This is a genomic window from Serratia sp. CY43202 (assembly GCF_052168755.1).
In the GTDB taxonomy this organism is placed as follows: domain Bacteria; phylum Pseudomonadota; class Gammaproteobacteria; order Enterobacterales; family Enterobacteriaceae; genus Serratia; species Serratia bockelmannii.
On the sequence record NZ_JBJNMB010000007.1, the window covers coordinates 325,371 to 351,582 of the forward strand.

A 26,212-nucleotide genomic window follows, 5' to 3' on the forward strand; every position below is an offset into this window, starting at 1 on the left:
ATAACCTGCTGTTTTTATTCCAATAAGCTATTTCAAGGTGCGAAATGGTCTAAGCGGACTACGCTAAAAGCGGGGCGTGGACGTTATGCTGTACTTCCACTGTAGGACTAAATAGAGTCGAAAAAGACTGAATAATAATGATACCGCGCTCAGCTTATTCGCTGCGCAACGGCGGGATTAACACAGGGTGTCAGGCAAATGAGCAAACCAGTGATTGCCATTCATGGCGGCGCGGGCGCAATTACCCGGGCGGCGCTGAGTGCGGAAAAAGAACGGCAGTATATCCAGGCGCTGTCCGAGATCGTGGCCGCCGGGCAGGCGATATTGGCACAGGGAGGCAGCGCGCTGGACGCGGTGACCGAAGCGGTGCGACTACTCGAAGAGTGCCCGCTGTTCAACGCCGGCAAAGGCTCGGTGTTCACCCATCAGGGCACCCACGAACTGGATGCCTGCGTGATGGACGGCCGCACCTGCGATGCCGGTGCCGTCGCCGGCGTCAGCCATATCCGCAACCCGGTGCTGGCGGCGCGCGCGGTGCTGGAAAACAGCGAACACGTGCTGTTTGCCGCCGAAGGCGCCGAGAAGTTTGCCGCCGCCCACGGCCTGGAAATGGTTACCCCCGACTTCTTCTTTACCCAAGAACGCTTTGATCAGCTGCACCGCGCCCAGGCGGAGCAGGGCCGGGTATTGCTCGATCACGACGGCGCGGCACAGGCCGGCGATCCGCTCGATCCCGATCGCAAATTCGGCACCGTCGGCGCGGTGGCGCTGGATGCGCTGGGCAACCTTGCCGCCGCCACCTCCACCGGCGGCATGACCAACAAGCAGGCAGGGCGAGTGGGCGACACGCCGATTATCGGCGCCGGTTGCTATGCCAACAACGCCACCGTGGCGGTCTCCAGCACCGGCACCGGCGAGATTTTCATGCGCGGCGTGGCGGCCTATGACGTCTCCGCCCTGATCGAATACGGCGGCCTCAGTCTGCAGGCGGCCAGCGATCGGGTGGTGATGGAGAAACTGCCTGCACTGGGCGGCAGCGGCGGCATGATCGCCGTCGATCGCCACGGCAATATCGCGCTGCCGTTTAACTGCGAGGGGATGTATCGCGGTTTTGGTTATGTCGGCGATGCGCCGTCCGTCGGGATTTATCGCTAAGCGTTCACCGGGAGGGTGTATGACCGACGTTTCATTCCGGCCCGCCGGCGACGAATTGTCATTGCCGCCGCAGCGGGTGCTGACGGTGCGCGATCTGAGCATCAGTTTTCCTCAAGCGGACGGCGCCGTGGAAGCGGTGCGCAACCTGTCGTTCGATCTCGATCGCGGCGAGACGCTGGCGATCGTCGGTGAGTCCGGCTCTGGCAAATCGGTGACTTCGCTGGGGCTGATGCGGTTGGTGGAGCAGGGCGGCGGGCGCATCGTCAGCGGCGCCATGACGCTGCGCCGGCGCGACGGCGCGTTGCTCGATCTGGCGCGCGCCTCGCAGCGCACGCTGCGCACGGTGCGCGGCGCCGACATGGCGATGATCTTCCAGGAGCCGATGACCTCGCTCAACCCGGTATTTCCGGTCGGCGAGCAGATCGCCGAATCGCTGCGCCTGCATCAGGGCATGGACCACCGCAGCGCGCGTCAGGAGGCGCTGCGCATGCTCGATCTGGTGCGCATTCCGGAGGCCAAAGAGGTGCTGGGGCGCTACCCGCATCAGCTTTCCGGCGGCATGCGCCAGCGGGTGATGATCGCTATGGCGCTCTCTTGCAAGCCGGCGTTGCTGATTGCCGATGAACCCACTACCGCCCTCGACGTCACCATTCAGGCGCAGATCCTGCAGCTGATCCGCGTGCTGCAACAGGAGATGCAGATGGGGGTGATCTTCATCACTCACGACATGGGCGTGGTGGCAGAGATAGCCGACCGGGTGCTGGTGATGCGCCGCGGCGAGCAGGTGGAACAGAATCGAGTGCGTGAATTATTCGCCGCGCCGCAACAGGCCTATACCCGGGCGCTGCTGGCGGCGGTGCCGAAGCTGGGGGAGATGGCCGATCGGCCGCTGCCGGCGAAGTTTCCGCTGGCGGATGGCGAGGGGGATACGGCGCCGCAGGATACCGTGCCGCCAGACGCTGCGCCGATCCTGCGGGTGGAGCATCTGGTCACGCGTTTTGATCTGCGCGGCGGGTTGTTCAATCGGGTCACTCGCCGGGTGCACGCGGTAGAAAACGTCAGTTTCGATCTTTACCCTGGCGAGACGCTGGGGCTGGTGGGCGAGTCCGGCTGCGGTAAGTCCACCACCGGGCGCGCTTTGCTGAAGCTGGTGGACAGCCAGAGCGGCACCATCAACTTCGCCGGGCGGCGGATAGACCAATTGAAGGGGGCGGCGCTGCAGCATCTGCGGCGCGATATTCAGTTCATCTTTCAAGATCCTTACGCCTCGCTCGATCCGCGCCTGACGGTCGGTTTCTCCATCATGGAGCCGCTGTTAGTGCACAACGTGATGCGCGGCCGTGAGGCGGAACGGCGGGTGGCCTGGCTGCTGGAACGCGTCGGTCTGCAGCCGGAGCATGCGCGCCGCTATCCGCACGAATTTTCCGGCGGCCAGCGCCAACGCATCTGCATCGCGCGCGCGCTGGCGCTGAACCCGAAAGTGGTGATCGCCGATGAAGCGGTCTCGGCGCTGGACGTGTCGATTCAGGCGCAGATCGTCAATCTGCTGCTCGATCTGCAGCGTGAGTTCGGCATCGCTTTTCTGTTCATTTCACACGACATGGCGGTGGTGGAGCGTATCAGCCACCGGGTGGCGGTGATGTACCTCGGGCAAATTGTCGAGATCGGCCCGCGGCAGGCGGTATTCGACAATCCGCAGCACCCCTATACCCGCAAGTTGATGGCGGCGGTGCCGGTAGCCGATCCCGATCATGCCCACAAACGGCAGCCGCTGCCGGCCGATGAGATCCCGAGCCCAGTGCGCGCACTGGGCGATGAACCCGTTACCGCACCGCTGGTGCAGGTTGGCGCCGGGCACTTTGTCGCCCGCCACCCGATCGCCGGTGCTTTTTAAAGACCTCAGGAGAGACAAGCGACATGAAGCACACATTCAAACGCAATGCGCTGTTGGCCGCCATACTGCTGGCGGCGGGAACCGGCCCGGTTTGGGCGGCGAAGGACGCGGTGATTGCCGTGGCGTCCAATTTCACCACTCTTGATCCTTACGACGCCAACGACACGCTGTCGCAGGCGGTGGCCAAGTCTTTCTATCAGGGGTTGTTCGGCTTCGACAAGGACATGAAGCTGGTGAACGTGCTGGCGGACAGCTATGAGGTCAGCAAAGACGGCCTGACCTATACCGTCAAACTGCGTCAGGGCATTAAATTCCACGACGGCACCGCGTTCAACGCCGAGGCGGTGAAGGCCAACCTCGATCGCGCCAGTAACCCGGACAGCCACCTCAAGCGCTACAACCTGTTCAAGATGATCGACAAAACCGAGGCGGTGGACGCCAATACGGTGAAGATCGTGCTGAAGGCGCCGTTCTCGGCGTTCGTCAACAATCTGGCGCACCCGGCGGCGGCGATCATCTCCCCGGCGGCGCTGAAGCAATACGGCAAAGAGATCGGTTTCCACCCGGTCGGCACCGGGCCGTATCAGTTCGTGACCTGGAACCAGACCGATTTCGTCAAGGTGAAGAAGTTCGACGGCTACTGGCAGCCGGGGCTGCCGAAGCTCGACAGCATCACCTGGCGCCCGGTGGTGGATAACAACACCCGCGCGGCGATGCTGCAGACCGGCGAGGCGACCTTCGCCTTCCCGATCCCTTACGAGCAGGCCAAGGTGCTGGAGGGCAACGCCAAGCTGGACGTGGTGGCTGCGCCGTCGATCCTGCAGCGTTACATCAGCATGAACGTCACTCAAAAGCCGTTCGACAACCCGAAGGTGCGCCAGGCGCTCAACTACGCGATTAACAAGGACGCGCTGATCAAGGTGGCGTTCGCCGGTTATGCGGTGCCGGCGGAAGGGCCGGTGCCCCCGGCCATCGATTTCGCCGCCCGCTACAAGCCGTGGCCGTACGATCCGGCCAAGGCGCGCGAGCTGTTGAAAGAGGCCGGCTACCCGAACGGCTTCACCACCACGCTGTGGTCGTCCCACAACCACAGCACCGCGCAGAAAGTGCTGCAGTTCACCCAACAGCAGCTGGCGCAGGTGGGGGTGAAAGTGACGGTGACGGCGATGGATGCCGGGCAGCGCGCGGCGCAGGTGGAGAGCGTCGGGGTGAAAGACACCGGCGTGCGGCTGTTCTACACCGGCTGGTCGGCCTCGACCGGGGAAGCGGACTGGGCGCTGTCGCCGCTGTTCTCCACCCAGGCGGCGCCGCCGAAGCAGTTCAACACCGCGTTCTACAGCAACCCGCAGGTGGACAAGGATCTGACCGACGCGCTGGCGACCACCGATCGCGCCGAGAAGCAGAAACTGTATCAGGATGCACAGGATCGCATCTGGGCCGACGCGCCCTGGATCTTCCTGGCAACCGAACGTCTGTTGTCGGCCAACAGCAAACAGCTGAGCGGCTTCTACGTGATGCCGGATACCTCGTTCAACTTTGATAACGCCGATCTGAAATAAGGCGCCCATCCCCGCCTGCGGCCAGACGGCGGCAGGTGGGGGAAGGAATGAGATGCTCAATTATTTTCTGAAACGACTGCTGGGCCTGATCCCGACGCTGCTGATCGTGGCGGTGCTGGTGTTCCTGTTCGTCCACCTGCTGCCGGGTGATCCGGCGCGGCTGGCGGCGGGGCCGGAGGCCGACGAGGCGGTGGTGCAGCTGGTGCGCAAGGATCTGGGGTTGGATAAGCCGCTGCCGCAGCAGTTCGCGCACTTTTTCGTCAACGCGCTGCGGGGCGACTTCGGCATCTCGATGGTGTCCAAGCGCCCGGTGAGCGAAGAGATCGCCTCGCGCTTTATGCCGACCTTCTGGCTGACCGTCGCCAGCATGCTGTGGGCGGTAGCGTTCGGCCTGGCGATCGGCGTGGTGTCGGCGGTGTGGCGTAACCGTTGGCCGGATCGTCTCGGCATGACGCTGGCGGTATCGGGGATCTCGTTCCCGGCCTTTGCGCTCGGCATGCTGCTGATGCAGGTGTTCTCGGTCGAGCTGGGGTGGCTGCCGACGGTGGGCGCCGACAGCTGGCGGCACTACATTCTGCCTTCTATCACCTTGGGGGCGGCGGTGGCGGCGGTGATGGCGCGTTTTACCCGCGCTTCGTTCGTCGAGGTGTTGCAGGAGGACTACATGCGCACCGCGCGCGCCAAGGGCGTGCGGGAAAGCGTGGTGGTGATGAAGCACGGCCTGCGCAACGCGATGATCCCGGTAGTGACCATGATGGGGCTGCAGTTCGGCTTCCTGCTCGGCGGTTCGATCGTGGTGGAGAAGGTGTTCAACTGGCCGGGGCTGGGGCGCTTGCTGGTGGACTCGGTGGAGATGCGCGATTACCCGGTGATCCAGGCCGAGGTGCTGCTGTTCTCGCTGGAGTTCATCCTGATCAACCTGCTGGTGGATATGTTGTACGCGGCGATCAACCCGGCGATTCGTTACCAATGAGGAGGCGGCATGATTAAGCATTGGCGGCGCAACGCCGCACTGAAGGCGATGCCGCTTATCGACCCCAACGCGGTACGCACGCCGTGGGGCGAGTTTTGGCGGCGTTTTCGCCGCCAGCGGGCGGCGCTGGTCGCCGGCCTGTTGGTGCTGCTGCTGATTGCGGCGGCGCTGCTGGCGCCTTATCTGGCGCCGTTCGATGCGGAAAACTATTTCGATTACGACCGGCTGAACGAAGGGCCTTCGCTGATGCACTGGCTGGGGGTGGATTCCCTCGGACGCGATATTTTCAGCCGCATCCTGATGGGCGCGCGCATTTCGCTGGCGGCCGGGGTGTTCTCGGTGCTGGCGGGCGGGGCGATCGGCACCCTGCTGGGGCTGCTGGCCGGTTACTATGAAGGCTGGTGGGATCGCCTCACCATGCGCGTCTGCGACGTGCTGTTCGCGTTTCCCGGCATTTTGCTGGCGATCGGCGTGGTGGCGATCATGGGCAGCGGCATGGCCAACGTGATCGTCGCGGTGGCGATCTTTAGCATTCCGGCCTTCGCCCGCCTGGTGCGCGGCAATACGCTGGTGCTGAAGCACCTGACCTATATCGAGTCGGCGCGCAGCATCGGCGCCTCGGACTGGACCATCATCCTGCGGCACATCCTGCCAGGCACCCTGTCTTCGATCGTGGTCTATTTCACCCTGCGCATCGGCACCTCGATCATCACCGCCGCCAGCCTGTCGTTTTTGGGCCTGGGCGCCCAGCCGCCGACGCCGGAGTGGGGGGCGATGCTCAACGAAGCGCGCGCCGATATGGTGATCGCGCCGCACGTGGCGATCTTCCCCAGCCTGGCGATATTCATCACCGTGCTGGCGTTCAACCTGTTGGGTGACGGATTGCGCGACGCGCTCGATCCCAAATTGAAGGGGTGAGGGCATCGCTGAATTGGCATACCCCTGTTTTACGAGTATAATTGATGAAAATTTGACCCGTGTATATTACAGGGATGAGGTATGGATATGGCAAATAGCAATGTGACGAAAAAGACAGTCAACGTAACCATCGATCGCGATCTTTTCCAGCGCGCAAAATCCCTGGGCGTCAATGTGTCATCCGTATTGACGGACGCATTGAGCGTCCGCGTCAGGGATATTGAGATTCAACAGTGGCGCGAGCAAAATCGCGCGGCGTTAGAAGAACTTAATCGTATCACTGAAGAAAATGGTTTGTTGTCTGATGAATATCGGACATTTTAAATATGCAATTTACCGTATATGACAATACGTATCCGGCATCAGCCTATCCCTACTTACTGGACGTTCAAAGCGATCTTATTGATGTCCTCTCGACCCGGTTAATGATCCCCCTTTATGCTTTGGATAACGTCAGGGTTAAAATTTCTGCACGTTTATGCCCGGAGATTGAGGTCAACGGCGAAAAGTTTCTTGTTATGACGCATGAGATGGCTGCCGTACGTATTTCGCAGATTGGGAAGGCCGTTGGTAATGTCAATGAGCACAGGAATCAAATTAAAGCCGCTATCGATTTTCTGATTGATGGCTTTTGAATAAATCCGGGCGGTTAAACCGCCCGGATTTTTATCAGCGGAACAGGTGCTCGGCGTGGAAGCGCAGGTGATCTTCCACGAAGGTGGCGATGGTGAAGTAGCTGTGATCGTACCCCGGCTGAATGCGCAGCGTCAGCGGCCAGTCGCGCTGGCGCGCCAGTTCGGCCAGCCGCGCCGGCTGCAGCTGATCGGCCAGGAACTGGTCGTCATCGCCCTGATCGATAAGGACCGGCATTTTCTCCGCGCCGCTGGCCAGCAGATGGCAGCTGTCGTACTGCAGCCACTGGCTCTCGTCGCTGCCCAGATAGGCGGTGAATGCCTTGCGGCCCCACGGCACCTGGCACGGGTTGACGATCGGCGCGAACGCCGATACCGAGCGGAAGCGCTGCGGATTGCGAAACGCCATCATCAGCGCGCCGTGGCCGCCCATCGAGTGGCCGAAGATCGACTGACGATCGCTGACGCTGAAGTGCTGTTCGATCAGCGCCGGCAGTTCGGCGCTGATGTAGTCGTACATGCGGAAGTGGCGATCCCACGGTGCCTGGGTGGCGTTCAGGTAGAACCCGGCGCCCTGGCCCAGATCGTAACCTTCGTCGTTCGGCACCTCGTCACCGCGCGGGCTGGTGTCCGGCATCACCAGCACCAGGCCCAGCTCGGCGGCGATGCGCTGCGCGCCGGCTTTCAACGTGAAGTTCTCGTCGTTGCAGGTCAGCCCCGACAGCCAGTACAGCACCGGCGGCGGGTTGTCATCGCGCGGCGGCGGCAGGTAGATGCTGAATGTCATGTTGCAATTCAGGCTCTGCGCCGCGTGGCGATAACGCTGTTGCCAGCCGCCGAACATGCGGTGCTCTTCGAGAAGTTCCAATGACAGTGTCATCTCTGCCTCCTGGCTTATTTGTCGAAGTGGATGACGGAACGGATCGATTTGCCTTCGTGCATCAAATCGAACGCTTCGTTGATCTGCTCCAGCCCCATGGTGTGGGTGATAAAGTCGTTCAGCGCGAATTCGCCGTCCAGATAGCGCTCGACGATGCCCGGCAGCTGCGAACGGCCCTTGACGCCGCCGAATGCCGAGCCGCGCCAGACGCGGCCGGTGACCAGCTGGAACGGCCGGGTCGAGATTTCTTCGCCGGCGCCCGCGACGCCGATGATCACCGATTCACCCCAGCCCTTGTGGCAGCACTCCAACGCGGAACGCATCACGTTGACGTTGCCGATGCACTCGAAGGAGAAGTCGACGCCGCCGTCGGTCAGCTCGACGATCACCTCCTGAATCGGTTTGTCATAGTCTTTCGGGTTGATCAGATCGGTAGCGCCCAGCTTGCGCGCCAGATCGAACTTGCTGGTGTTGATGTCGATGCCGATGATGCGGCCCGCGCCGGCCATCTGCGCGCCGATGATCGCCGACAGGCCGATGCCGCCCAGGCCGAAGATCGCCACGGTGTCGCCCGGCTGCACTTTGGCGGTGTTCATCACCGCGCCCATGCCGGTGGTGACGCCACAGCCCAGCAGGCACACTTCTTCCAGCGGCGCTTCCTTGTTGATTTTCGCCAGTGAAATCTCCGGCACCACGGTGTATTCGGAGAAGGTGGAAGTGCCCATGTAGTGGAAGATCGGCTTGCCGTCCTTGAAGAAGCGGGTGGTGCCGTCCGGCATCAGGCCTTTACCCTGGGTGGCGCGGATCGCCTGGCACAGGTTGGTCTTGCCGGATTTACAGAATTTGCACTCGCCGCACTCCGGGGTGTAAAGCGGGATCACGTGGTCGCCGACTGCCACGCTGGTCACGCCTTCACCGACCGCTTCCACCACGCCGCCGCCCTCGTGGCCGAGGATCGCCGGGAACACGCCTTCCGGATCTTTGCCGGACAGGGTGTAGGCGTCGGTGTGACAAACGCCGGTGGCGACGATCCGCACCAGCACTTCGCCTTTTTGTGGTGGCATCAGCTCGACTTCTTCGATCTTCAGCGGCTGGTTCGGGCCCCAGGCAACGGCGGCGCGGGTTTTGATCATCTCCATCATAGTCTCCTCAGTGGTTTTCTTTTTAAATCAGGCGATATCGACAACGTCTGATAAATCGTTGGGGGTGCTTTCATCAACAGCGGCGGTTTCCGTCTGTTCAATAATCAACTCTTTCAGCGCGCGCACGTTCGGCCCGAACGCGTCGCGGCGCCACAGCAGCCAGGTGGCGGTGTCGGCCACGTCCGGCGGCAGGGTGTGAACTCGAACCCGCTCATGGCCCGGCAGCAGGCTGAGCACCGAATGCGGGATCATCGCCAGCCCGGCGCCGCTGGCGACGCAGGCCAGCATGGCGTGATAGGACTGGATCTCCATAATTTGCCCTGGCCGCGCGCCTTCGCGCTTGAACCAGGCCTCCAGCCGCAGGCGGTAGGAGCAGCTGGCGCGAAAGGCGAACAGCGTTTCGCCATTGGCGTCTTTGGCGCTGTGGATCGGCGCGTGATCGAGACAGGAGATCACTACCATATGTTCAGGATAGGCGATGCAGCCGTTCAGCTCGTCATAGGGCACCGGGCCGTCGACCAGCGCCGCCGCCAGCGTGCCGGCGCGCACCCGATCGGCGATTTCGCCGGAGGTGCCGGTGGTCAGCGACAGCGAAACCTGCGAGAAACGCTGGTGGTAAGCCGCCAGCAGCGAGGGCAGGCGGGTGGCGGCGGTGCTTTCCATCGAGCCGAGGGCGAAGTTGCCCGCCGGTTCACCGGCGTGGGTGATGCTCATCGCCTCGTCGCTCAGCGCCAGGATGCGGTTGGCGTAGCACAGAAAGTTATGGCCCATCGGCGACAGGCGCAGGCGCTGTTTTTCGCGGATAAACAGATCGGCGCCCAGCTCCTGCTCAAGCTGGCGCAGCCGGGTGGTCAGGTTCGACGGCACGCGGTGCAGCTGCTCGGCGGCGCGGGCGACCGAGCCGGTTTCCGCTACGCAGCAGAACATGCGAAGCTGGGTCAGATCCATAATATTCTCGTTTCGTGATGAACTTGATTAGTATTATTCAGTTTTTGTGAGTTTAATACTGCGGCATGATACTGGCAACTTTCTTTTAACCTTTTGGATGCCGATATGGCTTTACGTATTGCCTTGAGCGGGTTTGCCGCGCTGATCGTCGCGATGGGCATTGGCCGCTTCGCTTTCACCCCGCAGGTGCCGCTGATGATCGCGGAACATCAGTTCAGCCTCACCGGCGCCGGGCTGGTGGCGGCGATCAACTATTTGGGCTACCTGTGCGGCGCCTACGACGCGATGCGCGCCACGCGCCACGTCGAGCGGCGCCTGTGGCTGGGCGTATGGGGCGCGATGGCGCTGACGCTGCTGTCGGCGCTGGCGCAGGATGAATGGACGCACGGCGCGCTGCGCTTCGTCATCGGCTGGGCCAGCGGCTGGGCGATGGTGCTGGTGGCGGCCTGGACCAACGAGCGGTTGGCGCACTACGGCCGGCCGGCGCTGAGCGCGGCGGTATTCGCCGGGCCGGGCGCCGGCATCTTCCTTAGCGGCATGCTGGCGGTGGGCATCAACGCGCTGGGGCTGACGGCGGCGCAGGCCTGGCTGGTGTATGGCGGGCTGGCGCTGGTGCTGGTCGGGGGGATTAGCGCCTTTCTGCCGCGCAGCGGCGAGCTGCATCGCCCGGACGTGGCCCCGGAGCCGCTGCTGCTGACGCCGGCGCTCAAACGCCTGGTGTGGAGCTACAGCCTGGCCGGCTTCGGCTACATCCTGCCGGCGACCTTTTTGTCGCAGATGGCGGCGGCGCGCTTTCCCGCCAGCCTGTTCGCGCAGTTTGTCTGGCCGGTGTTCGGCGGTGCGGCGGTGCTGGGGATTGTCATCGGCATTCTGACCCGCCATCGGCTAACTACCCAGACCCGGTTGGCGATCACGCTGTGGATACAGGCGTTGGGCGTGCTGAGCGCCGAAGCGGTGCCGGGCGTAGCCGGCCTGGCGCTCGGGGCGGTGCTGACCGGCGGCGGCTTCCTCTGCGTGGTGCAGCTCGCCCTTCAGCACGGCCGTGAACTGGCGCCGCGCCATGCGCGCTACATGGCTGGATTGCTGACCACCGGTTATGCGATCGGCCAACTGGTCGGGCCGATGCTGTCGGCGCTGTCGACCGCCATGACTCATCGGCTGGAGCCGGCGCTGTACGTGGCGGTGGCGGCGCTGTTGGTGGCCGGTGCGCTGGTAGTGAATACCCCGGCGCGGCGATTGGCGCAAAAAACGGCGATGCGCTGATTAAAATCCATACAAAAAAAGCGGGATCCCGCAGCCGGCCTGATTGTGCTAAATGCGAATATTTCACCTGCGGATGAAGCACAATCACTGGATAATCGCCGCGCTCTCATCTACAGTGGGGCAAAATCTTGACCGGGTTCACGTTATCCATCACGAAAACTCTGCCGTCACGAGAGCAAGCAATTCGCCGGCCGCACGCCCTACCAGGCCGCCGGCGGGTTCCGTCCGCAGGAGAACAAATACATGACATCATTAAGTAAAGAAGCCGCGCTGGTGCATGCGGCACTGGAAGAGCGTGGTCTGGAGACACCGCTGCGCGGGGAAGTGCTGGATCGCGAAACGCGCAAGCGTCGCATCAAAGAGCACATGACTGAAATCATGCAGCTGCTGAATCTCGATCTGTCTGACGACAGCCTGGCGGAAACGCCGCATCGCATCGCCAAAATGTATGTCGACGAGATCTTCTCCGGGCTGGACTACGCCAACTTCCCGAAAATCACCGTCATCGAGAACAAGATGAAAGTGGATGAGATGGTGACGGTGCGCGATATCACGCTGACCAGCACCTGCGAGCACCACTTCGTCACCATCGACGGCAAGGCTACCGTGGCCTATATCCCGAAAGACTCGGTGATCGGTCTGTCGAAGATCAACCGCATCGTGCAGTTCTTCTCCCAGCGTCCGCAGGTGCAAGAGCGTCTGACCCAGCAGATCCTGGTCGCGCTGCAGACCCTGCTCGGTACCAATAACGTGGCGGTATCGATCGACGCGGTCCATTATTGTGTCAAGGCGCGCGGCATTCGCGACGCGACCAGCGCCACCACCACCACCTCGTTGGGGGGGCTGTTCAAGTCCAGCCAGAATACCCGCCAGGAGTTCCTGCGCGCGGTGCGTCATCACCAGGGGTGATGGCGTTGCGGGGCGACTCGCAATAGCATAACAGGCGCCTGCGGGCGCCTTTTTCATGAGCGGAAGACAGCGATAAAAAATGAACAGTCATCCTCTGCCGCGTATCGCTACGCTGGACTGCGTGCGCGGCATCGCCATCCTCGGCATCTTATTGCTGAACATCAGCGCCTTCGGCTTGCCGAAGGCCGCCTATCTCAACCCGGCCTATTTGGGGATGCCGTCGTCGCGCGATGCCTGGACCTGGGCGCTGCTGGATCTCTTCGCCCAGGCCAAGTTCCTGGCGATGTTCGCGCTGTTGTTCGGCGCCGGGTTGCACATGCTGCTGCGGCGCGGCAAAAGTTGGATCCGCGCGCGGCTGTCGTGGTTGGTGCTGTTCGGCCTCGCGCACGCCATCTTCCTGTGGGACGGCGATATTCTGCTGGCCTACGGGCTGATCGGCCTGGTGTGCTGGCGCATGATCCGCGAGGCCAAAGAAACTTTCCAGCTGCTGAAAACCGGCGTGGTGCTCTACCTGATCGGCGTGGCGGTGCTGCTGCTGCTCGGTTTTATCTCGCACGGTGAGCCGGGCAGCTTCTGGCAGCCGGGCGTGGCGGAGTTGCAGTACGAGAAGTTCTGGAAGCTGCAGGGCGGTTTCGAAGCCTGGCGCAGCCGCGCCGATCTGCTCTCGTCCAGCCTGCTAGCCATCGGCGCGCAGTATGGCTGGGAGCTGGCGGGGCTGATGCTGTTCGGCGCCGGGCTGATGCGCAGCGGCTGGCTGCGCGGCAGCTACTCATCCGGCTATTACCTGAGGCAGGCGGCGTGGCTGCTGCCGCTTTCGGTGCTGATCCAGCTGCCGGCGGTGGCGCTGCAATGGCAGGTGCAGTGGGACTATCGCTGGAGCGGTTTCCTGCTGCAGGTGCCGCGTGAGCTGGGCGCCCCGCTGCAGGCGATGGGCTATCTGGCGCTGTGTTACGGTTTCTGGCCCGCACTGTCGCGCCTGCGCATCGCCCACTGGCTGAGCCAGGTGGGGCGCATGGCGCTGAGCAACTACCTGCTGCAAACGCTGATCTGCACCACGTTGTTTTATCGCTTCGGTCTCTATGAGCAGTTCGACCGGCTGCAGCTGTTGGCGTTCGTGCCGCTGGTCTGGCTGGCCAACCTGGCGTTTTCCGTACTGTGGCTGCGTTATTTCGCTCAGGGGCCGATGGAGTGGCTGTGGCGCAAGCTGACGCAGCTGGCCGCCGGCGAAGCGGAGCCCAAAACGCTGAAATGAGTGCCCATCGGCAGGTTAAAAAAATGTATGTAAACGTTTTCTTTCCTGTGACGTAATTCACGCGAGCAGCGGGCCAATCGGGGTAGGATAGCGCCACCGGCCACTACCCCGATTTCAGGATCCCGCATGCCTCCAGTTCATCCGATCACCATTCGCGACGTGGCGAAACGCGCCGGGGTCTCCGTGGCGACCGTCTCACGCGTGTTGAACCACAGCGCGCTGACCAGCAAGGAGACGCGCGAGCAGGTGCTGCAGGCGGTGGCGGATCTGGGCTATCGCCCCAACGCGAACGCGCAGGCGCTGGCGACCCAAAGCAGCGATACCCTGGGCGTGGTGGTGATGGACGTCTCCGATCCGTTCTTCGGCGCGCTGGTGAAAGCGGTTGACACGGTGGCGCAGAAACACCACAAATACCTGCTGATCGGCAACAGCTATCATCAGGCGGACAAAGAGCGCCATGCGATCGAAGTGCTGATCCGTCAGCGCTGTAATGCCCTGATTGTTCACGCCAAAGCCCTGAGCGACGCCGAGCTGATCGGCTTTCTGGAGCAGGTGCCGGGCATGGTGCTGATCAATCGGATTATCCCCGGCTATGAGCCACGCTGCGTCGGGCTGGATAACGTCTGCGGCGCGGAAATGGCAATGCGTCTTTTGCTGTCGCAGGGCCATCGGCGCATCGGCTACCTGGGCTCCAATCACCCGATCGAAGACGGGCCGCTACGCCAGCGGGGCTATGCGCAGGCGATGGCCGCCGCCGGGCTGGCCACGCCGGACAACTGGCGCGCGTACGGTTCGCCGGATCTGCAGGGCGGCGAGGCGGCGATGGTGGAACTGCTGGGGCGTAATCTACAGCTGAGCGCGGTGTTCGCTTACAACGACGCCATGGCCGCCGGCGCCATGGCGGTGCTGAAAGAAAACGGTATCACGGTACCGCAGCATTTCTCGCTGATCGGCTTCGACGACATTCCCATCGCGCGTTACACCAGCCCCAAACTCACCACGGTGCGTTACCCGATCGTTTCGATGGCCACGCTGGCCACCGAGCTAGCATTGCAGGGCGCAGCAGGCCTGGCGGAGCCGCAGGCCGCTCATCTGTTCATGCCGACGCTGGTGCGGCGCCATTCTGTCGCCCCCTGGCAAAGTGAGGCGACGGTCACTCTCTGACGATTTAATCCTGTGTAACCGTTTTCAATCTGTGAGAAAATTCACAGAATATTAACATCACGCCGTCTATGCTCTAGGCGTTTTCCGGCGCAAAGGCCCTTGCCGCTGCAACCTTTATCTCGCGCTGACACAGCATTTCTCGGAAATAACAAGATCCACGGACGACAGGTGTTGAGTGGAAATCGCCTGGCCTGGGGTGTGCGCACTGCCGGTGACCATTGGCTCAAAGACGAGTAATACCCTACACAGAACCGGAGACTGACAATGAATAAGAAGGTTTTCACCCTGGCCGCCATGGCCGCAGCCATGATGTTTGGCGCCGCAGCCCATGCTGATACCCGTATTGGCGTCACGATTTACAAATACGACGACAACTTCATGTCGGTGGTGCGCAAGGCGATCGAGAAAGATGCCAAGGCTTCGCCGGACGTCACTCTGCTGATGAATGACTCGCAGAACGACCAGTCCAAACAGAACGATCAGATCGACGTGCTGCTGGCCAAGGGCGTGAAAGCGCTGGCGATCAACCTGGTCGACCCGGCCGCGGCACCGGTGGTTATCGATAAGGCGCGCGCAAACGATATCCCGGTGGTGTTCTACAACAAAGAACCTTCCCGCAAGGCGTTGGACAGCTATGACAAGGCATATTACGTCGGCACCGACTCCAAAGAGTCCGGCGTGATCCAGGGCGAGCTGATCGCCAAACACTGGCAAGCCAACCCGGCCTGGGATCTGAACAAAGACGGCCAGATCCAGTTCGTGCTGCTGAAGGGCGAACCGGGCCACCCGGATGCCGAAGCGCGCACTACCTACGTGGTGAAGACGCTGAACGAAAAAGGCATCAAGACCCAGCAGCTGCAGATGGATACCGCGATGTGGGATACCGCGCAGGCGAAAGACAAGATGGACGCCTGGCTCTCCGGCCCGAATGCCAACAAGATTGAAGTGGTGATCGCCAACAACGACGCCATGGCGATGGGCGCGGTGGAAGCGCTGAAAGCGCACAACAAGACCAGTATCCCGGTGTTCGGCGTCGATGCGCTGCCTGAAGCGCTGGCGCTGGTGAAATCCGGCGCGATGGCGGGCACGGTGCTGAACGACGCCGACAACCAGGCGAAAGCCACCTTCGAGCTGGCGAAAAACCTGGCGGCAGGCAAACCAGCCACCGAAGGCACCCAATATAAAGTCGAAAATAAAGTCGTGCGTATCCCTTACGTCGGTGTAGATAAAGACAACCTGTCTCAGTTCGTTAAATAAGAATTGAGATCCCGCTAAGACCCCGCCTGCGGCGCCAACACCAGGGATACCGCCGGCGGGGATGTTTACGACTGCAAGATCGTTAAGCCAGGTGTATTTATGGCCGATAGCTCACGCGAATTTTTGCTGGAAATGACGGATATCTGTAAGTCATTTCCCGGCGTCAAAGCTTTGGACAATGTCAATTTACGCGTCCGTCCGCACTCGATTCACGCCCTGATGGGGGAGAACGGGGCGGGGAAATCGACGTTGCTGAAATGCCTGTTCGGCATTTATAAAAAAGACAGCGGCAGCATTGTGTTTCAGGGCAGGGAAATCGATTTCAAGAGCTCGAAGGAAGCGTTGGAACACGGCGTTTCGATGGTGCATCAGGAGCTGAACCTGGTGCTGCAACGCACCGTGATGGACAACATGTGGCTGGGGCGCTATCCGACCAAAGGCCTGTTCGTCGATCAGGACAAGATGTTCAAAGAAACCCAGGCGATCTTTGACGAGCTGGATATCGACATCAACCCGCGCGAAAAGGTGGGCAACCTGTCGGTGTCGCAGATGCAGATGATCGAGATCGCCAAGGCGTTTTCCTACGACGCCAAGATCGTCATCATGGATGAACCGACCTCTTCGCTGACGGAGAAAGAGGTCAATCATCTGTTCACCATCATCCGCAAGCTGAAAGAACGCGGCTGCGGCATCGTCTATATCTCGCACAAGATGGAAGAGATCTTCCAGCTGTGCGACGAGATAACGGTGCTGCGCGACGGCCAGTGGATCGCCACCCAGCCGCTGGAAGGGCTGGATATGGACAAGATCATCGCCATGATGGTCGGCCGCTCGCTGAGCCAGCGCTTCCCGGACAGGCAAAACACGCCGGGTGAGGTGATCCTTGAGGTGAAGAACCTGACATCGCTGCGCCAGCCTTCGATCCGCGATGTTTCCTTCGATCTGCACCAGGGCGAGATCCTCGGCATCGCCGGGCTGGTGGGCGCCAAGCGCACCGACATCGTAGAGACGCTGTTCGGCATTCGTGAAAAGGTGGCGGGCACTATAAAGCTGCACGGCAAGGCGATCGACAACCACAGTGCCAACGAAGCGATCAACCACGGGTTTGCGTTGGTGACCGAAGAGCGCCGATCCACCGGGATTTACGCTTACCTCGATGTGGGTTTCAACTCGTTGATCTCCAATATCCGCAATTATAAAAACAAGCTCGGCCTGCTGGATAACGCGCGGATGAAGAGCGACACCCAGTGGGTGATCGACGCCATGCGGGTGAAAACGCCGGGGCATCACACCCATATCGGCTCGCTGTCCGGCGGCAACCAGCAGAAGGTGATCATCGGCCGCTGGCTGCTGACGCAGCCGGAGATCCTGATGCTGGATGAACCGACGCGCGGCATCGACGTGGGCGCCAAGTTCGAGATTTATCAGCTGATGACCGAACTGGCGAAGAAGGGCAAGGGGATCATTATCGTCTCGTCCGAAATGCCGGAGCTTTTGGGGATCACCGACCGTATTTTGGTGATGAGCAATGGTCAGGTTGCGGGCATCGTTAACACCAAACAGACCTCGCAAAATGAAATCTTACGTCTCGCCTCCCTGCACCTTTAAGGATCGGAATTATGAACGCGCTAAATAAAAAAACCTTATTTACCTATTTCAAGGAAGGCGGCATTTACGTGGTGTTGCTGGTGCTGTTGGCCATCATCATCATTCAGGATCCTACCTTCCTTAGCCTGATGAACCTGAGCAACATCCTGACGCAGTCTTCGGTGCGCATCATCATCGCGCTGGGCGTGGCGGGATTGATCGTGACTCAGGGCACCGACCTGTCCGCCGGGCGGCAGGTGGGGCTGGCGGCGGTGGTGGCGGCCACGCTGCTGCAGTCGATGGATAACGTCAACAAGGTATTCCCGCACATGGAAACCTGGTCGATTCCCCTGGTCATCTTGCTGGTGTGTGCGGTCGGCGCGGTGATCGGCCTGGTTAACGGCCTGATTATCGCCTATCTCAACGTGACGCCGTTCATCACCACCTTGGGCACCATGATCATCGTCTACGGCATCAACTCGCTGTATTACGATTCGGTCGGCGCGTCGCCGGTCGCGGGTTTCGATCCGAAGTTTTCCACCTTTGCCCAGGGCTTCTTGCGCTTCGGCGACTTTAAGCTGTCGTACATTACCTTCTATGCGCTGATCGCCATCATATTCGTCTGGATCCTGTGGACCAAGACCCGCTTCGGCAAGAACATCTTCGCCATCGGCGGCAACCCGGAAGCGGCCAAGGTCTCCGGCGTCAACGTGCCGCTGAACCTGATCATGATCTATGCGCTGTCCGGCGTGTTCTACGCCTTCGGCGGCTTGCTGGAAGCGGGGCGCATCGGCAGCGCCACCAACAACCTTGGCTTTATGTATGAGCTGGACGCCATCGCCGCCTGCGTGGTGGGGGGCGTCTCCTTCGCCGGCGGGGTGGGTACGGTGTGGGGCGTGGTGACCGGGGTGATCATCTTTACCGTCATCAACTACGGCCTGACCTATATCGGCATCAACCCGTACTGGCAGTACATCATCAAGGGCAGCATCATCATCTTCGCCGTGGCGTTGGACTCGTTGAAATACGCCAAGAAGAAGTAGATTTCCCGCAGCACAGACAACAAGGCCGGCCTATTTTGCCGGCCTTTCTTTTTGGGCGTTTTCTGCGTCAGGGCTGTTTGGCTTTCTGTTTCTCTTCTTTCAGCTTGTGCTCCAGCTCCACCAGCTGTTCCGGTGACACGGCGGGATAACCCTGGGCGTCTTCCGGCACGGTGTGCATGGCTGAGATCGGGATCAGCGGGCCAAGGAAGCGCGGCTCGCGCTTGAGGATGTACAGATCGGTCAGCGCGCCCAGACGGGCGAAAATCTCGCGGACCCGCACCGTCATCATGTCCTTCGGCGACGGCACCGCATAGCACTGCGCCTGAATGCCCATGTGCAGGGCGATGAACAGCGCCCGTTCGCAGTGGAAGCGCTGGGTGATGATGATGAAGTCGTTGGTGTCGAACACCTTGCGGGTGCGCACGATGGAATCCAGGGTGCGGAAGCCGGCGTAGTCCAGCACGATATCGCTCGGCGCCACGCCGGCGGCGATCAGATCGCGACGCATGGTCATCGGTTCGTTGTAGCTTTGCTGGGCATTGTCGCCGCTCAGCAGCAGGTATTTCACCTTGCCGCTGTTATAGGCGTTGATCGCCCCTTGAATGCGGTAACGGTAGTACTGGTTGATCACCCCGGTGCGGTAATACTTGGCCGTGCCGAGCACCACGCCAACCTGGCGGTGCGGCAGCTCCTGCAGTTCGTCGTAGACGTAAGGCGCGGTTTTCCAGCTGATCCAGCGATCGAGCGCAATAGCCGAACCCATCAACACCGCAATGATGATGAACAGGCTGATGATCAGGCGTTTCCACATGTTGTTGCCTTACGCGCGCCGGGCTGAAAAAGATGGATCAAGGCTACTTTACCTGACCGATCGACGCAAGACGCGAACCGCCTGAAGCACGCGCAACGCCGCATTTTTAGGCGGTTTTGCCGCACAAAAAAGCCCGGCGGAGCCGGGCTGGGTCATTTCAGCGCGTCAATCAGAACGAGGTGCGCTTGTAGCTGCGGTACTGCGGCCGCCAGAAGTTGTGCTCGATGGCTTTCGACAGCGCGTCTTCGGAGGTGACGATCGCCACACCCTGTAGCTGCGCCGCTTTACCCACTTCCATGGCGATGCACTTCGACACGCCCTGAATATCGTCGATATTCGGCAGCAGTGCGCCGTGGCCGTCGGTGGCCAGCGGCGAACAGTCCGCCAGCGCGCGGCTGGCGGCCATCAGCATAGCGTCGGTGACGCGGGTGGCGCCGGAGGCCAGCACGCCGAGGCCAATCCCTGGGAAGATGTAGGAGTTGTTGCACTGGGCGATCGGGTACAGCTGCTCTTTATAGCTCACCGGTGCGAACGGGCTGCCGGTCGCGACCAGGGCGGCGCCGTCGGTCCAGTTGATGATGTCTTCTGGGCGGGCTTCCACGCGCGAGGTCGGGTTGGATAGCGGCATCACGATAGGGCGTTCGCAGTGCTTGTGCATTTCGCGGATCAGCTCTTCGGTAAACAGCCCCGGCTGGCCGGAAACGCCGATCAGAATGGTCGGCTTGGCGTTGCGCACCACGTCCAGCAGCGAGATGGCGTCGCTGGCGGTTTCCCAACCGGTCAGGTTGTCGCTCTTCTGTACCAGCTTGCTCTGGAAATCGAGCAGGTTCGGCAGTTTGTCGGTCAGCAGGCCGAAGCGGTCGACCATGAATACGCGGGCGCGCGCTTCGTCTTCGCTCAACCCTTCGGACTTCATCTGCGCGATGATCTGCTCGGCGATGCCACAGCCGGCGGAACCGGCACCGAGGAAGGTGACGGTCTGATCGCGCAGCTGGCTGCCGGCGGCGCGGCTGGCGGCGATCAGGCTGCCGAGGGTCACCGCGGCAGTGCCCTGAATGTCATCGTTGAAGCAGCAGATCTCGTCGCGATAGCGGTTCAACAACGGGGTGGCGTTGTTCTGTGCGAAGTCTTCGAACTGCAGCAGAACGTTCGGCCAGCGGCGTTTGACCGCCTGAATAAACTCTTCGACGAAGGCGTGGTACTCCTCGCCGGAGATGCGCGGATGGCGCCAGCCCATGTACAGCGGATCGTTGAGGCGCTGCGGGTTGTTGGTGCCGACGTCCAGCACCACCGGCAGGGTATAGGCCGGGCTGATGCCGCCGCAGGCGGTGTACAGCGACAGCTTGCCGATGGGAATGCCCATGCCGCCGATGCCCTGGTCGCCCAGGCCGAGGATACGCTCGCCGTCGGTGACCACGATCACCTTGACGTTCTGCTTGGTGGCGTTTTGCAGCATGTCATCGATGCGATCGCGGTTCGGGTAGGAGATGAACAGCCCGCGCGCGCGGCGATAGATATCGGAGAAGTGTTCGCAGGCCTCGCCGACGGTCGGGGTGTAAATGATCGGCATCATCTCGCTCAGGTGCGAGTCCAGCAGGCGGTAGAACAGGGTTTCGTTGGTGTCCTGGATGTTGCGCAGGTAGATGTGCTTGTCGTTATCGTTCTTGAAATCCTGATACTGACGGTAGGCGCGTTCCACCTGTTCTTCGATGGTTTCCACCGCCTCCGGCAGCAGGCCGTGCAGGTTGAAGTGGCTACGTTCTTCCTCGGTGAAAGCGCTGCCTTTGTTCAGCAGCGGAAATTCCAGCAGAATCGGGCCGGCGTAAGGGATATAGAGCGGGCGTTTGCTTTCGTATTCTAGTTCCATCAGTTTTACTCTTCACGTATCAGATAACTTTATTGCCGACGATCCTAAGAGATAAAGAGAAGATGTACAGCATTTGTTGCCAGATGATGAACCAGGTTGGCGTAATTATCGACAATCAAATGATTTTTTAACTAAAGAAAGTGTTTCTTGCGGCGTCGGGGCATTGTATTTGGCGGGCGGGGCTGTTAACGGCGGAACCGGATGGCCCCGCCGTGGTGCGCTTAGAAAGTGGCGCGGCTGACGTTCTGGCAGCCTAGCGCCGCCAGGGTGGCGCGGGTGGCGTCCCACTGGCTGAGGATCGCCTCCTGCGGCTCGACCAGTACGGCGCGGCGAATGTTCAGGCAATCGCCGCCGGAGAGGTTCAGCAGGATCAGCGCGGCCTGCAGCGGCGGCAGGCTAGGGTTGAAGGCGGCGTTTTCCGCATAACGGCCGGCATAGATAATGCCGTCTGTCGTTTCCAGCGCCACGCCGCTGTGGGCGTTGCTGTACGGTGCGTGACTCTGATTGGCCGCCGCCAGTGCCGCCTGTGTCAGTGCGTCGTCCAGCGCCAGCTGGTGACCGTGATCGACCTTGTCCATCAGCAGCGAAGCGATATCCAGATCTTTCGGGCCGAAGGCGTCCGGCAGATAGTCCGCCAGCGTAGCCGGCGCGCGGCCCGGCAGACGGATCTGCAGTTCGCTGCCGCTGTTCAGCTCATTCATAAACTGGCGGCAATGACCGCACGGCGTGTAATTGACGGTGACCGAGGCCAGCGCCGATTCACCGCGCAGCCAGGCATGGGTAACCGCGCACTGTTCCGCATGCACGGTTTGCTGCAGCGGTGCGCCGCTGAATTCCATATTGGCGCCGAAATAGAGGTTGCCACTTTGCCCGCGCGCGATGGCGCCGACGTGGAAATGTGATATCGGGGTTAACGAGCAGGCCGCCGCCAGCGGCAGCAGCGCGAATGCCAGCGCATCATCGTCCAGCCCGCAACCTGTGCGGATCGCCGCCGCTTGCTCGGTCGTGAACATCGCCGGAAAGTCAGGCGCGTCCAGATAGGGCCGCAGGGCGGATTGCAGTGTCGCGGGCAGTGCGCTGAAAGCGGTGTGAAAACGCGGATGCATAGAAGGTCTCTCTACGAGTTAACGGGGTAACATTCTAGGCAGGCCAGAGACATTAAAGTGTGATTAATGTCTCTTAATTGGTGAAATTAATGCAATGAAATAAATAAATGCGAGATGTATCGCAAGTTTCGCCGTATTCAGCCGAACAGATGCAGCAGCACCGGGAACAGGAACGGCGCCAGCAGTGAGGTGATGATGCCGCAGATCACCAGCGCCAGCGAGCCGAATGCGCCTTCCTGGTAGTCCATCTCCGCGCAGCGTGCGGTGCCCAGCGCGTGGGATGCGGTGCCCATCGCCAGGCCGCGCGCAGAGTGGGTGGTGATTTTCAACAGGTTGAACAGCGTATGGCCGAACACGGCGCCGAGGATACCGACGAAAATGACGCAGACTGCGCTGATCGCCGGAATACCGCCGAGCGAGTCCGCGACGGCCATGGCGATTGGCGTAGTGACCGATTTCGGCAGGATAGAGGCGGCGATTTCCGGCGTGGCGCCCAGCCACAGGGCGATGGCGCCGCCGCTGATCATGGCGGTCAGGCTGCCGATGAAGCACACCGCGATAATCGACTTCCAGCGCGCGCGGATCTGGTGCAGCTGTTCATACAGCGGGAAGGCCAGCGCGACAACCGCCGGCTGCAGCAGATCGTTGAGGATTTTGCTGCCCTGAAAGTAGCGCTCATAGGGGATGCCGGTGAGCAGCAGCAGCGGGATGATCACCGCCATGGAAACCAGCAGCGGATTGAGCAGCGGCATGTTCAGCTTGCGCGCCAGCCAGCGCGCGGCGAAATAGACCGCCAGCGTCAGCGGCAGCGACCACCAGATTTCATGGATCATGGGTTGCCCTCCGTATCGTCGGGCTTACCGGCGATGCGGCGCTCGCGGTGAAAATAGTGTGAGGTATAGCCGACCACCACCAGCACCATCAGCGTGCTGATGAGGCAAGAGATGACCAGCGGGCCCAGATGCGCGACGATCTGGTCATAGTATTTCATCACCCCGACGCCGATCGGCACGAACAGCAGCACCATGTAGCGGATCAGCAAATGGCAGCCGGGTTTAACCCATTTGGCCGGCAGGATCTGGGTAGAGAGCAGGGCGAACAGCAGCAGCATGCCGAGGATGCTGCCGGGAATGGCGAACGGCAGCAGCGCCGCCACTGCATTGCCGACGAACAGACACAGGTAGATGAGGAGCAGGGCTCTCAGGTATTTCCAGCACAGTGTGAGCACGTTGGCCATTGTCTTTCCCCGTTTAATTGCTGCATTCATCATACAATTAAACTGTGAGCCATGCCACAGATCGCACCATGAATTATCGCTATGGGTGCCATACCCGATCGGCGGGTTGACAGCCTGCAATGGCTACCACGCGCGGGTTCAGCGCGTGTCTTCGGCCGCTGCCGCCGCGTGTTCTGCCAGCCGGTGGCCGAGGAAGAAAAACAGCAGGCTGAGCAGCGCGGCGACGATCAGCATCACGAACATCAGCGGCGGCGCGGCATAGCTGAGCAGCACCCCGCACAGTACCGGGTTGATGGCGCCGCCCAGCGCGCTGAGATTCTGTACTCCATAGTAGCTGCCTTTCAGGTGCGGGGGCGCGATAAAGTCGATGAACATGTATTCCACCGGGATCACGATGATTTCGCCGAGGGTAAACACCGCCATCGCCGCCAGCCACAGCCAGACCGCCTGGCCGGCCATCATAAAACCGAGCAGCCCGACGATGAAAAACAGCGTGCCCAGCGCCAGCCAGCGCAGCATGTTTTCCTGACGCATGCCGCGGCTGAGCAGGTATTGCAGAGCGATGACGATGCTGGCGTTGACGATCATCACCAGCCCGATGATTTTGTAGGCGAACTCGGCGCTGGAGACGGTGATCAGGTATTGCGACAGATAGCCGGTGAACTGACCGAACACGACGGCGCCCAGGGTGCTGCCGAGGGTGAAGTAGATAAGCCGCCGATCGCTGCGCAGGATAGTCACCGTCTGGCGGAAGTTGGGGAGCGCTGCGGGGGCGGCGGCTGGCGTTGCGCGCTGTTCCCGACCGCGCAAGCGCAGGCTTAGCGCCGCCACCGTCGCCAGCGCCAACCCGCCCGACAGGTAAAACGGCAGCAGCGGGCTAAGCCCGGCCACCAGAACGCCGAGCGCAGAACCGATCGCCCAGCCGACGTTGACCAGCGTGTAGTTGATTGAGAAAGCCTTGATGCGCTGCTCGACCGGCAACCCGTCGGCGAAGCAGGCCTTAATGGTGATGCTCAGCACCGAATAACAGGTATGCAAGATTGCCAGCACCACGATCACGCCGCCGGGGCGCGGGATCCAGGGAAGGGCGAAGAAGCTCAGCGCAAACAATAAAATCGACAGCAGGATCAGGCGATTTTTGCTGAACTTGTCAACCAGATAGCCGCCGTACAGGCTGGCAAGGATGCCGAGGGTCAGGCTGACGCCCAGGATCACGCCCACGCTCTTCGGCAGCAGATGGAAATGCTCGGTGAGGTAGATGGTAATGAACGGCAGCGTCACGCCGCGGCCGATGGTCAACACCAGCGAACTGGCCAGCAGCACGTTGATCAGCGAGGGGAAACCCTTCATTCGAAGCCTGTTTATGCATACAGTTATTGGGCGATGCAGATAACATAGCGTATTTTGGCGAGGACGGAAGGGGGAAGCCGAAAATTAGTTTAAAAACAGAGGCTGCGTCGGCAGCCTCGTCAAAAACAGCATTATTTACCGTGTTCGGCCTGCAGCGTGGCGAACCACGGTTGCACGAAGTCGCTGCTGCTGCCCCAGCCGGGGATGATCTTCGCCAGCCCGGCGACGTTGACCGGCCCCGGCTGCGCCAGCAGCAGCGCCTGCGGAATGACCGTCGCTTTGAACTGATAGCTGTCCGGCGTGCTTTCCCCGGCGATCTTGTTGGCCACCAGGCGCACGTTGACTGCGCCGATAAGCTTCGGATCCACCGCCACGCTGACCTGCCACGGGCTGCCGGCTTCGCGCATCAGCTGCAAGTCCTGGTTGGAGATATCGATGCTGTACAGCTTGATCTCGGTGCGGCCGTTCTCTTTCAACGCTTTGTAAGCGCCCTGAGTGAAGGCGTCCCAGGTGCCCCAGATGGCGTCGATCTTGCCTTTCGGGTATTTCGCCAGCACCGCGCCCACCTTGTTGGCGGTATCGCCCTGCACGTCGGATGAAACCGCGCCAATCGATTCCAGCTCGTGAATGCCCGGATGCTGTTTCAACAACTGCTGATAGGCGGCCTGGCGGCGTTCCATCGGTGGGAAGCCGGCTACCCAGAGTTTGATGATGTTGGCCTGGCCGTTGAAATCCTTCACTAACTGGCCGAAGGAGGCGTTGGCCAGCGAAGCGTCGTCCTGCTGCGAGACGGTGACGCCGGGAACGCTGCCACTGACGTCGGTATCGAACGCCGCGACGGCGATGCCGGCTGCCGCGATGCGTTTGACCAGCTTGGTGGAATAGGGGGCTCGCCCCTGTGAGAGAATGATGCCGTCATATTTCTGGCTGATAGCCTGGTTGACGAAGTCCTGGAAGCGAGCGTCGTCGCCGTTGCTGAGGAAGGTGTCCACCTTGAAGCCCAGCTTGCGTCCTTCCTGGATGGCACCCGCCAAAAATTGCGTGGTGTTGTCGTCGGAACCGAGGTTGCGGATCACCGCGATGCGCACCGGCCCCTGATGCTGAGCGATGGCAGCTGGCACGGCGGCGTTTTCCGCTGCCTGCAGCGGCAGGGCAGCCAGCAGGCTGAGGGCGAGCAGCGAAGTCTTGACGTTTTTCATTATTATAGGCTCCAAAAAGCAGGGAAACGATCCCGGTGAAGGTCCGTTATAGCAGTCTTTCTGTCT

Annotated in this window: 24 protein-coding genes; 14 read left to right on the forward strand and 10 right to left on the reverse strand. The window is 61.2% G+C overall.

Annotation, left to right across the window (positions count from 1 at the left end; genetic code table 11):
* Nucleotides 1–198: 198 nt before the first annotated feature.
* The 7 genes from ACJ8J5_RS16985 to ACJ8J5_RS17015 all read left to right on the forward strand — a co-directional run bounded on the left by ACJ8J5_RS16985 (nucleotide 199) and on the right by ACJ8J5_RS17015 (nucleotide 7,134).
* Complete coding sequence (locus ACJ8J5_RS16985; protein WP_346419096.1) at nucleotides 199–1,155, forward strand: isoaspartyl peptidase/L-asparaginase family protein; 957 nt, start codon at nucleotides 199–201, stop codon at nucleotides 1,153–1,155.
* Nucleotides 1,156–1,174: 19 nt separating this feature from the next.
* On the forward strand, nucleotides 1,175–3,049 hold the full coding sequence (locus ACJ8J5_RS16990; RefSeq protein WP_414104859.1) for a dipeptide ABC transporter ATP-binding protein: 1,875 nt from the start codon (nucleotides 1,175–1,177) through the stop codon (nucleotides 3,047–3,049).
* Between the two features lie 23 nt (nucleotides 3,050–3,072).
* Nucleotides 3,073–4,608, forward strand: coding sequence for a glutathione ABC transporter substrate-binding protein GsiB (gsiB, locus tag ACJ8J5_RS16995; protein WP_025302140.1), 1,536 nt, complete (start codon nucleotides 3,073–3,075; stop codon nucleotides 4,606–4,608).
* A 52-nt stretch (nucleotides 4,609–4,660) separates the two neighbouring features.
* Nucleotides 4,661–5,581, forward strand: coding sequence for a glutathione ABC transporter permease GsiC (gene gsiC, locus ACJ8J5_RS17000; RefSeq protein WP_025302141.1), 921 nt, complete (start codon nucleotides 4,661–4,663; stop codon nucleotides 5,579–5,581).
* A 9-nt stretch (nucleotides 5,582–5,590) separates the two neighbouring features.
* Nucleotides 5,591–6,499: a glutathione ABC transporter permease GsiD gene (gene gsiD, locus ACJ8J5_RS17005; protein ID WP_169540348.1), complete on the forward strand. Its 909-nt coding sequence runs from the start codon at nucleotides 5,591–5,593 to the stop codon at nucleotides 6,497–6,499.
* 81 nt (nucleotides 6,500–6,580) lie between these two features.
* Nucleotides 6,581–6,823, forward strand: a complete 243-nt coding sequence (locus tag ACJ8J5_RS17010) for a type II toxin-antitoxin system CcdA family antitoxin (RefSeq protein ID WP_079449478.1) — start codon at nucleotides 6,581–6,583, stop codon at nucleotides 6,821–6,823.
* 2 nt (nucleotides 6,824–6,825) lie between these two features.
* Entirely contained in the window at nucleotides 6,826–7,134 is a 309-nt protein-coding gene (locus tag ACJ8J5_RS17015; RefSeq protein ID WP_025302144.1) for a CcdB family protein, read from the forward strand.
* 34 nt (nucleotides 7,135–7,168) lie between these two features.
* On the opposite strand, the gene fghA is transcribed toward ACJ8J5_RS17015, so the two are convergent.
* The 3 genes from fghA to ptrR are packed head-to-tail and all read right to left on the reverse strand — an operon-like array spanning nucleotide 7,169 to nucleotide 10,101.
* A complete protein-coding gene (fghA, locus tag ACJ8J5_RS17020) occupies nucleotides 7,169–8,011 on the reverse strand; it encodes an S-formylglutathione hydrolase (protein WP_015377214.1) in 843 nt (280 codons plus the stop codon).
* Nucleotides 8,012–8,025: 14 nt separating this feature from the next.
* Complete coding sequence (locus ACJ8J5_RS17025; protein ID WP_016928454.1) at nucleotides 8,026–9,150, reverse strand: S-(hydroxymethyl)glutathione dehydrogenase/class III alcohol dehydrogenase; 1,125 nt, start codon at nucleotides 9,148–9,150, stop codon at nucleotides 8,026–8,028.
* Between the two features lie 30 nt (nucleotides 9,151–9,180).
* On the reverse strand, nucleotides 9,181–10,101 hold the full coding sequence (gene ptrR / locus ACJ8J5_RS17030) for a putrescine utilization regulator PtrR (protein ID WP_016928453.1): 921 nt from the start codon (nucleotides 10,099–10,101) through the stop codon (nucleotides 9,181–9,183).
* A gap of 105 nt (nucleotides 10,102–10,206) precedes the next feature.
* On the opposite strand from ptrR, the gene ACJ8J5_RS17035 reads away from it, so the two are divergent.
* The 7 genes from ACJ8J5_RS17035 to mglC all read left to right on the forward strand — a co-directional run bounded on the left by ACJ8J5_RS17035 (nucleotide 10,207) and on the right by mglC (nucleotide 18,576).
* On the forward strand, nucleotides 10,207–11,364 hold the full coding sequence (locus tag ACJ8J5_RS17035; protein WP_147822992.1) for a YbfB/YjiJ family MFS transporter: 1,158 nt from the start codon (nucleotides 10,207–10,209) through the stop codon (nucleotides 11,362–11,364).
* A gap of 243 nt (nucleotides 11,365–11,607) precedes the next feature.
* Complete coding sequence (gene folE, locus ACJ8J5_RS17040; protein WP_004938969.1) at nucleotides 11,608–12,273, forward strand: GTP cyclohydrolase I FolE; 666 nt, start codon at nucleotides 11,608–11,610, stop codon at nucleotides 12,271–12,273.
* A gap of 79 nt (nucleotides 12,274–12,352) precedes the next feature.
* Nucleotides 12,353–13,525, forward strand: a complete 1,173-nt coding sequence (gene yeiB, locus ACJ8J5_RS17045) for a DUF418 domain-containing protein YeiB (protein WP_060432735.1) — start codon at nucleotides 12,353–12,355, stop codon at nucleotides 13,523–13,525.
* A gap of 126 nt (nucleotides 13,526–13,651) precedes the next feature.
* Nucleotides 13,652–14,689 carry an HTH-type transcriptional regulator GalS gene (galS, locus tag ACJ8J5_RS17050; protein ID WP_025302148.1) on the forward strand — a complete coding sequence of 346 codons (1,038 nt, stop codon included), beginning with the start codon at nucleotides 13,652–13,654 and terminating at the stop codon, nucleotides 14,687–14,689.
* A gap of 264 nt (nucleotides 14,690–14,953) precedes the next feature.
* The gene (gene mglB / locus ACJ8J5_RS17055; RefSeq protein ID WP_025302149.1) at nucleotides 14,954–15,946 is read left to right on the forward strand and encodes a galactose/glucose ABC transporter substrate-binding protein MglB; all 993 of its coding nucleotides are present in this window, start codon (nucleotides 14,954–14,956) and stop codon (nucleotides 15,944–15,946) included.
* Nucleotides 15,947–16,045: 99 nt separating this feature from the next.
* The gene (gene mglA, locus ACJ8J5_RS17060; RefSeq protein WP_197811196.1) at nucleotides 16,046–17,554 is read left to right on the forward strand and encodes a galactose/methyl galactoside ABC transporter ATP-binding protein MglA; all 1,509 of its coding nucleotides are present in this window, start codon (nucleotides 16,046–16,048) and stop codon (nucleotides 17,552–17,554) included.
* 11 nt (nucleotides 17,555–17,565) lie between these two features.
* A complete protein-coding gene (gene mglC, locus ACJ8J5_RS17065; RefSeq protein WP_004938953.1) occupies nucleotides 17,566–18,576 on the forward strand; it encodes a galactose/methyl galactoside ABC transporter permease MglC in 1,011 nt (336 codons plus the stop codon).
* A 67-nt stretch (nucleotides 18,577–18,643) separates the two neighbouring features.
* Here mglC and sanA read toward each other — a convergent pair whose 3' ends face one another.
* The 7 genes from sanA to ACJ8J5_RS17100 form a co-directional block, all read right to left on the reverse strand.
* The gene (gene sanA, locus ACJ8J5_RS17070) at nucleotides 18,644–19,387 is read right to left on the reverse strand and encodes an outer membrane permeability protein SanA (RefSeq protein WP_060432736.1); all 744 of its coding nucleotides are present in this window, start codon (nucleotides 19,385–19,387) and stop codon (nucleotides 18,644–18,646) included.
* Nucleotides 19,388–19,556: 169 nt separating this feature from the next.
* Nucleotides 19,557–21,254, reverse strand: a complete 1,698-nt coding sequence (locus tag ACJ8J5_RS17075; protein ID WP_025302151.1) for an NAD-dependent malic enzyme — start codon at nucleotides 21,252–21,254, stop codon at nucleotides 19,557–19,559.
* Nucleotides 21,255–21,475: 221 nt separating this feature from the next.
* Nucleotides 21,476–22,360, reverse strand: a complete 885-nt coding sequence (gene cdd / locus ACJ8J5_RS17080) for a cytidine deaminase (RefSeq protein ID WP_414104857.1) — start codon at nucleotides 22,358–22,360, stop codon at nucleotides 21,476–21,478.
* Nucleotides 22,361–22,497: 137 nt separating this feature from the next.
* Entirely contained in the window at nucleotides 22,498–23,193 is a 696-nt protein-coding gene (locus tag ACJ8J5_RS17085) for a CidB/LrgB family autolysis modulator (protein WP_019454415.1), read from the reverse strand.
* The gene (locus tag ACJ8J5_RS17090) at nucleotides 23,190–23,597 is read right to left on the reverse strand and encodes a CidA/LrgA family protein (RefSeq protein ID WP_060421408.1); all 408 of its coding nucleotides are present in this window, start codon (nucleotides 23,595–23,597) and stop codon (nucleotides 23,190–23,192) included. Before ACJ8J5_RS17090 ends, ACJ8J5_RS17085 begins: the two co-directional genes overlap by 4 nt.
* Before the next feature lie 138 nt (nucleotides 23,598–23,735).
* Nucleotides 23,736–24,947 (reverse strand): MFS transporter, encoded by a 1,212-nt coding sequence (locus tag ACJ8J5_RS17095; protein ID WP_414104856.1) that lies wholly within the window; start codon nucleotides 24,945–24,947, stop codon nucleotides 23,736–23,738.
* A gap of 131 nt (nucleotides 24,948–25,078) precedes the next feature.
* Nucleotides 25,079–26,146, reverse strand: coding sequence for a sugar ABC transporter substrate-binding protein (locus ACJ8J5_RS17100; protein ID WP_414104855.1), 1,068 nt, complete (start codon nucleotides 26,144–26,146; stop codon nucleotides 25,079–25,081).
* Nucleotides 26,147–26,212: the final 66 nt, after the last annotated feature.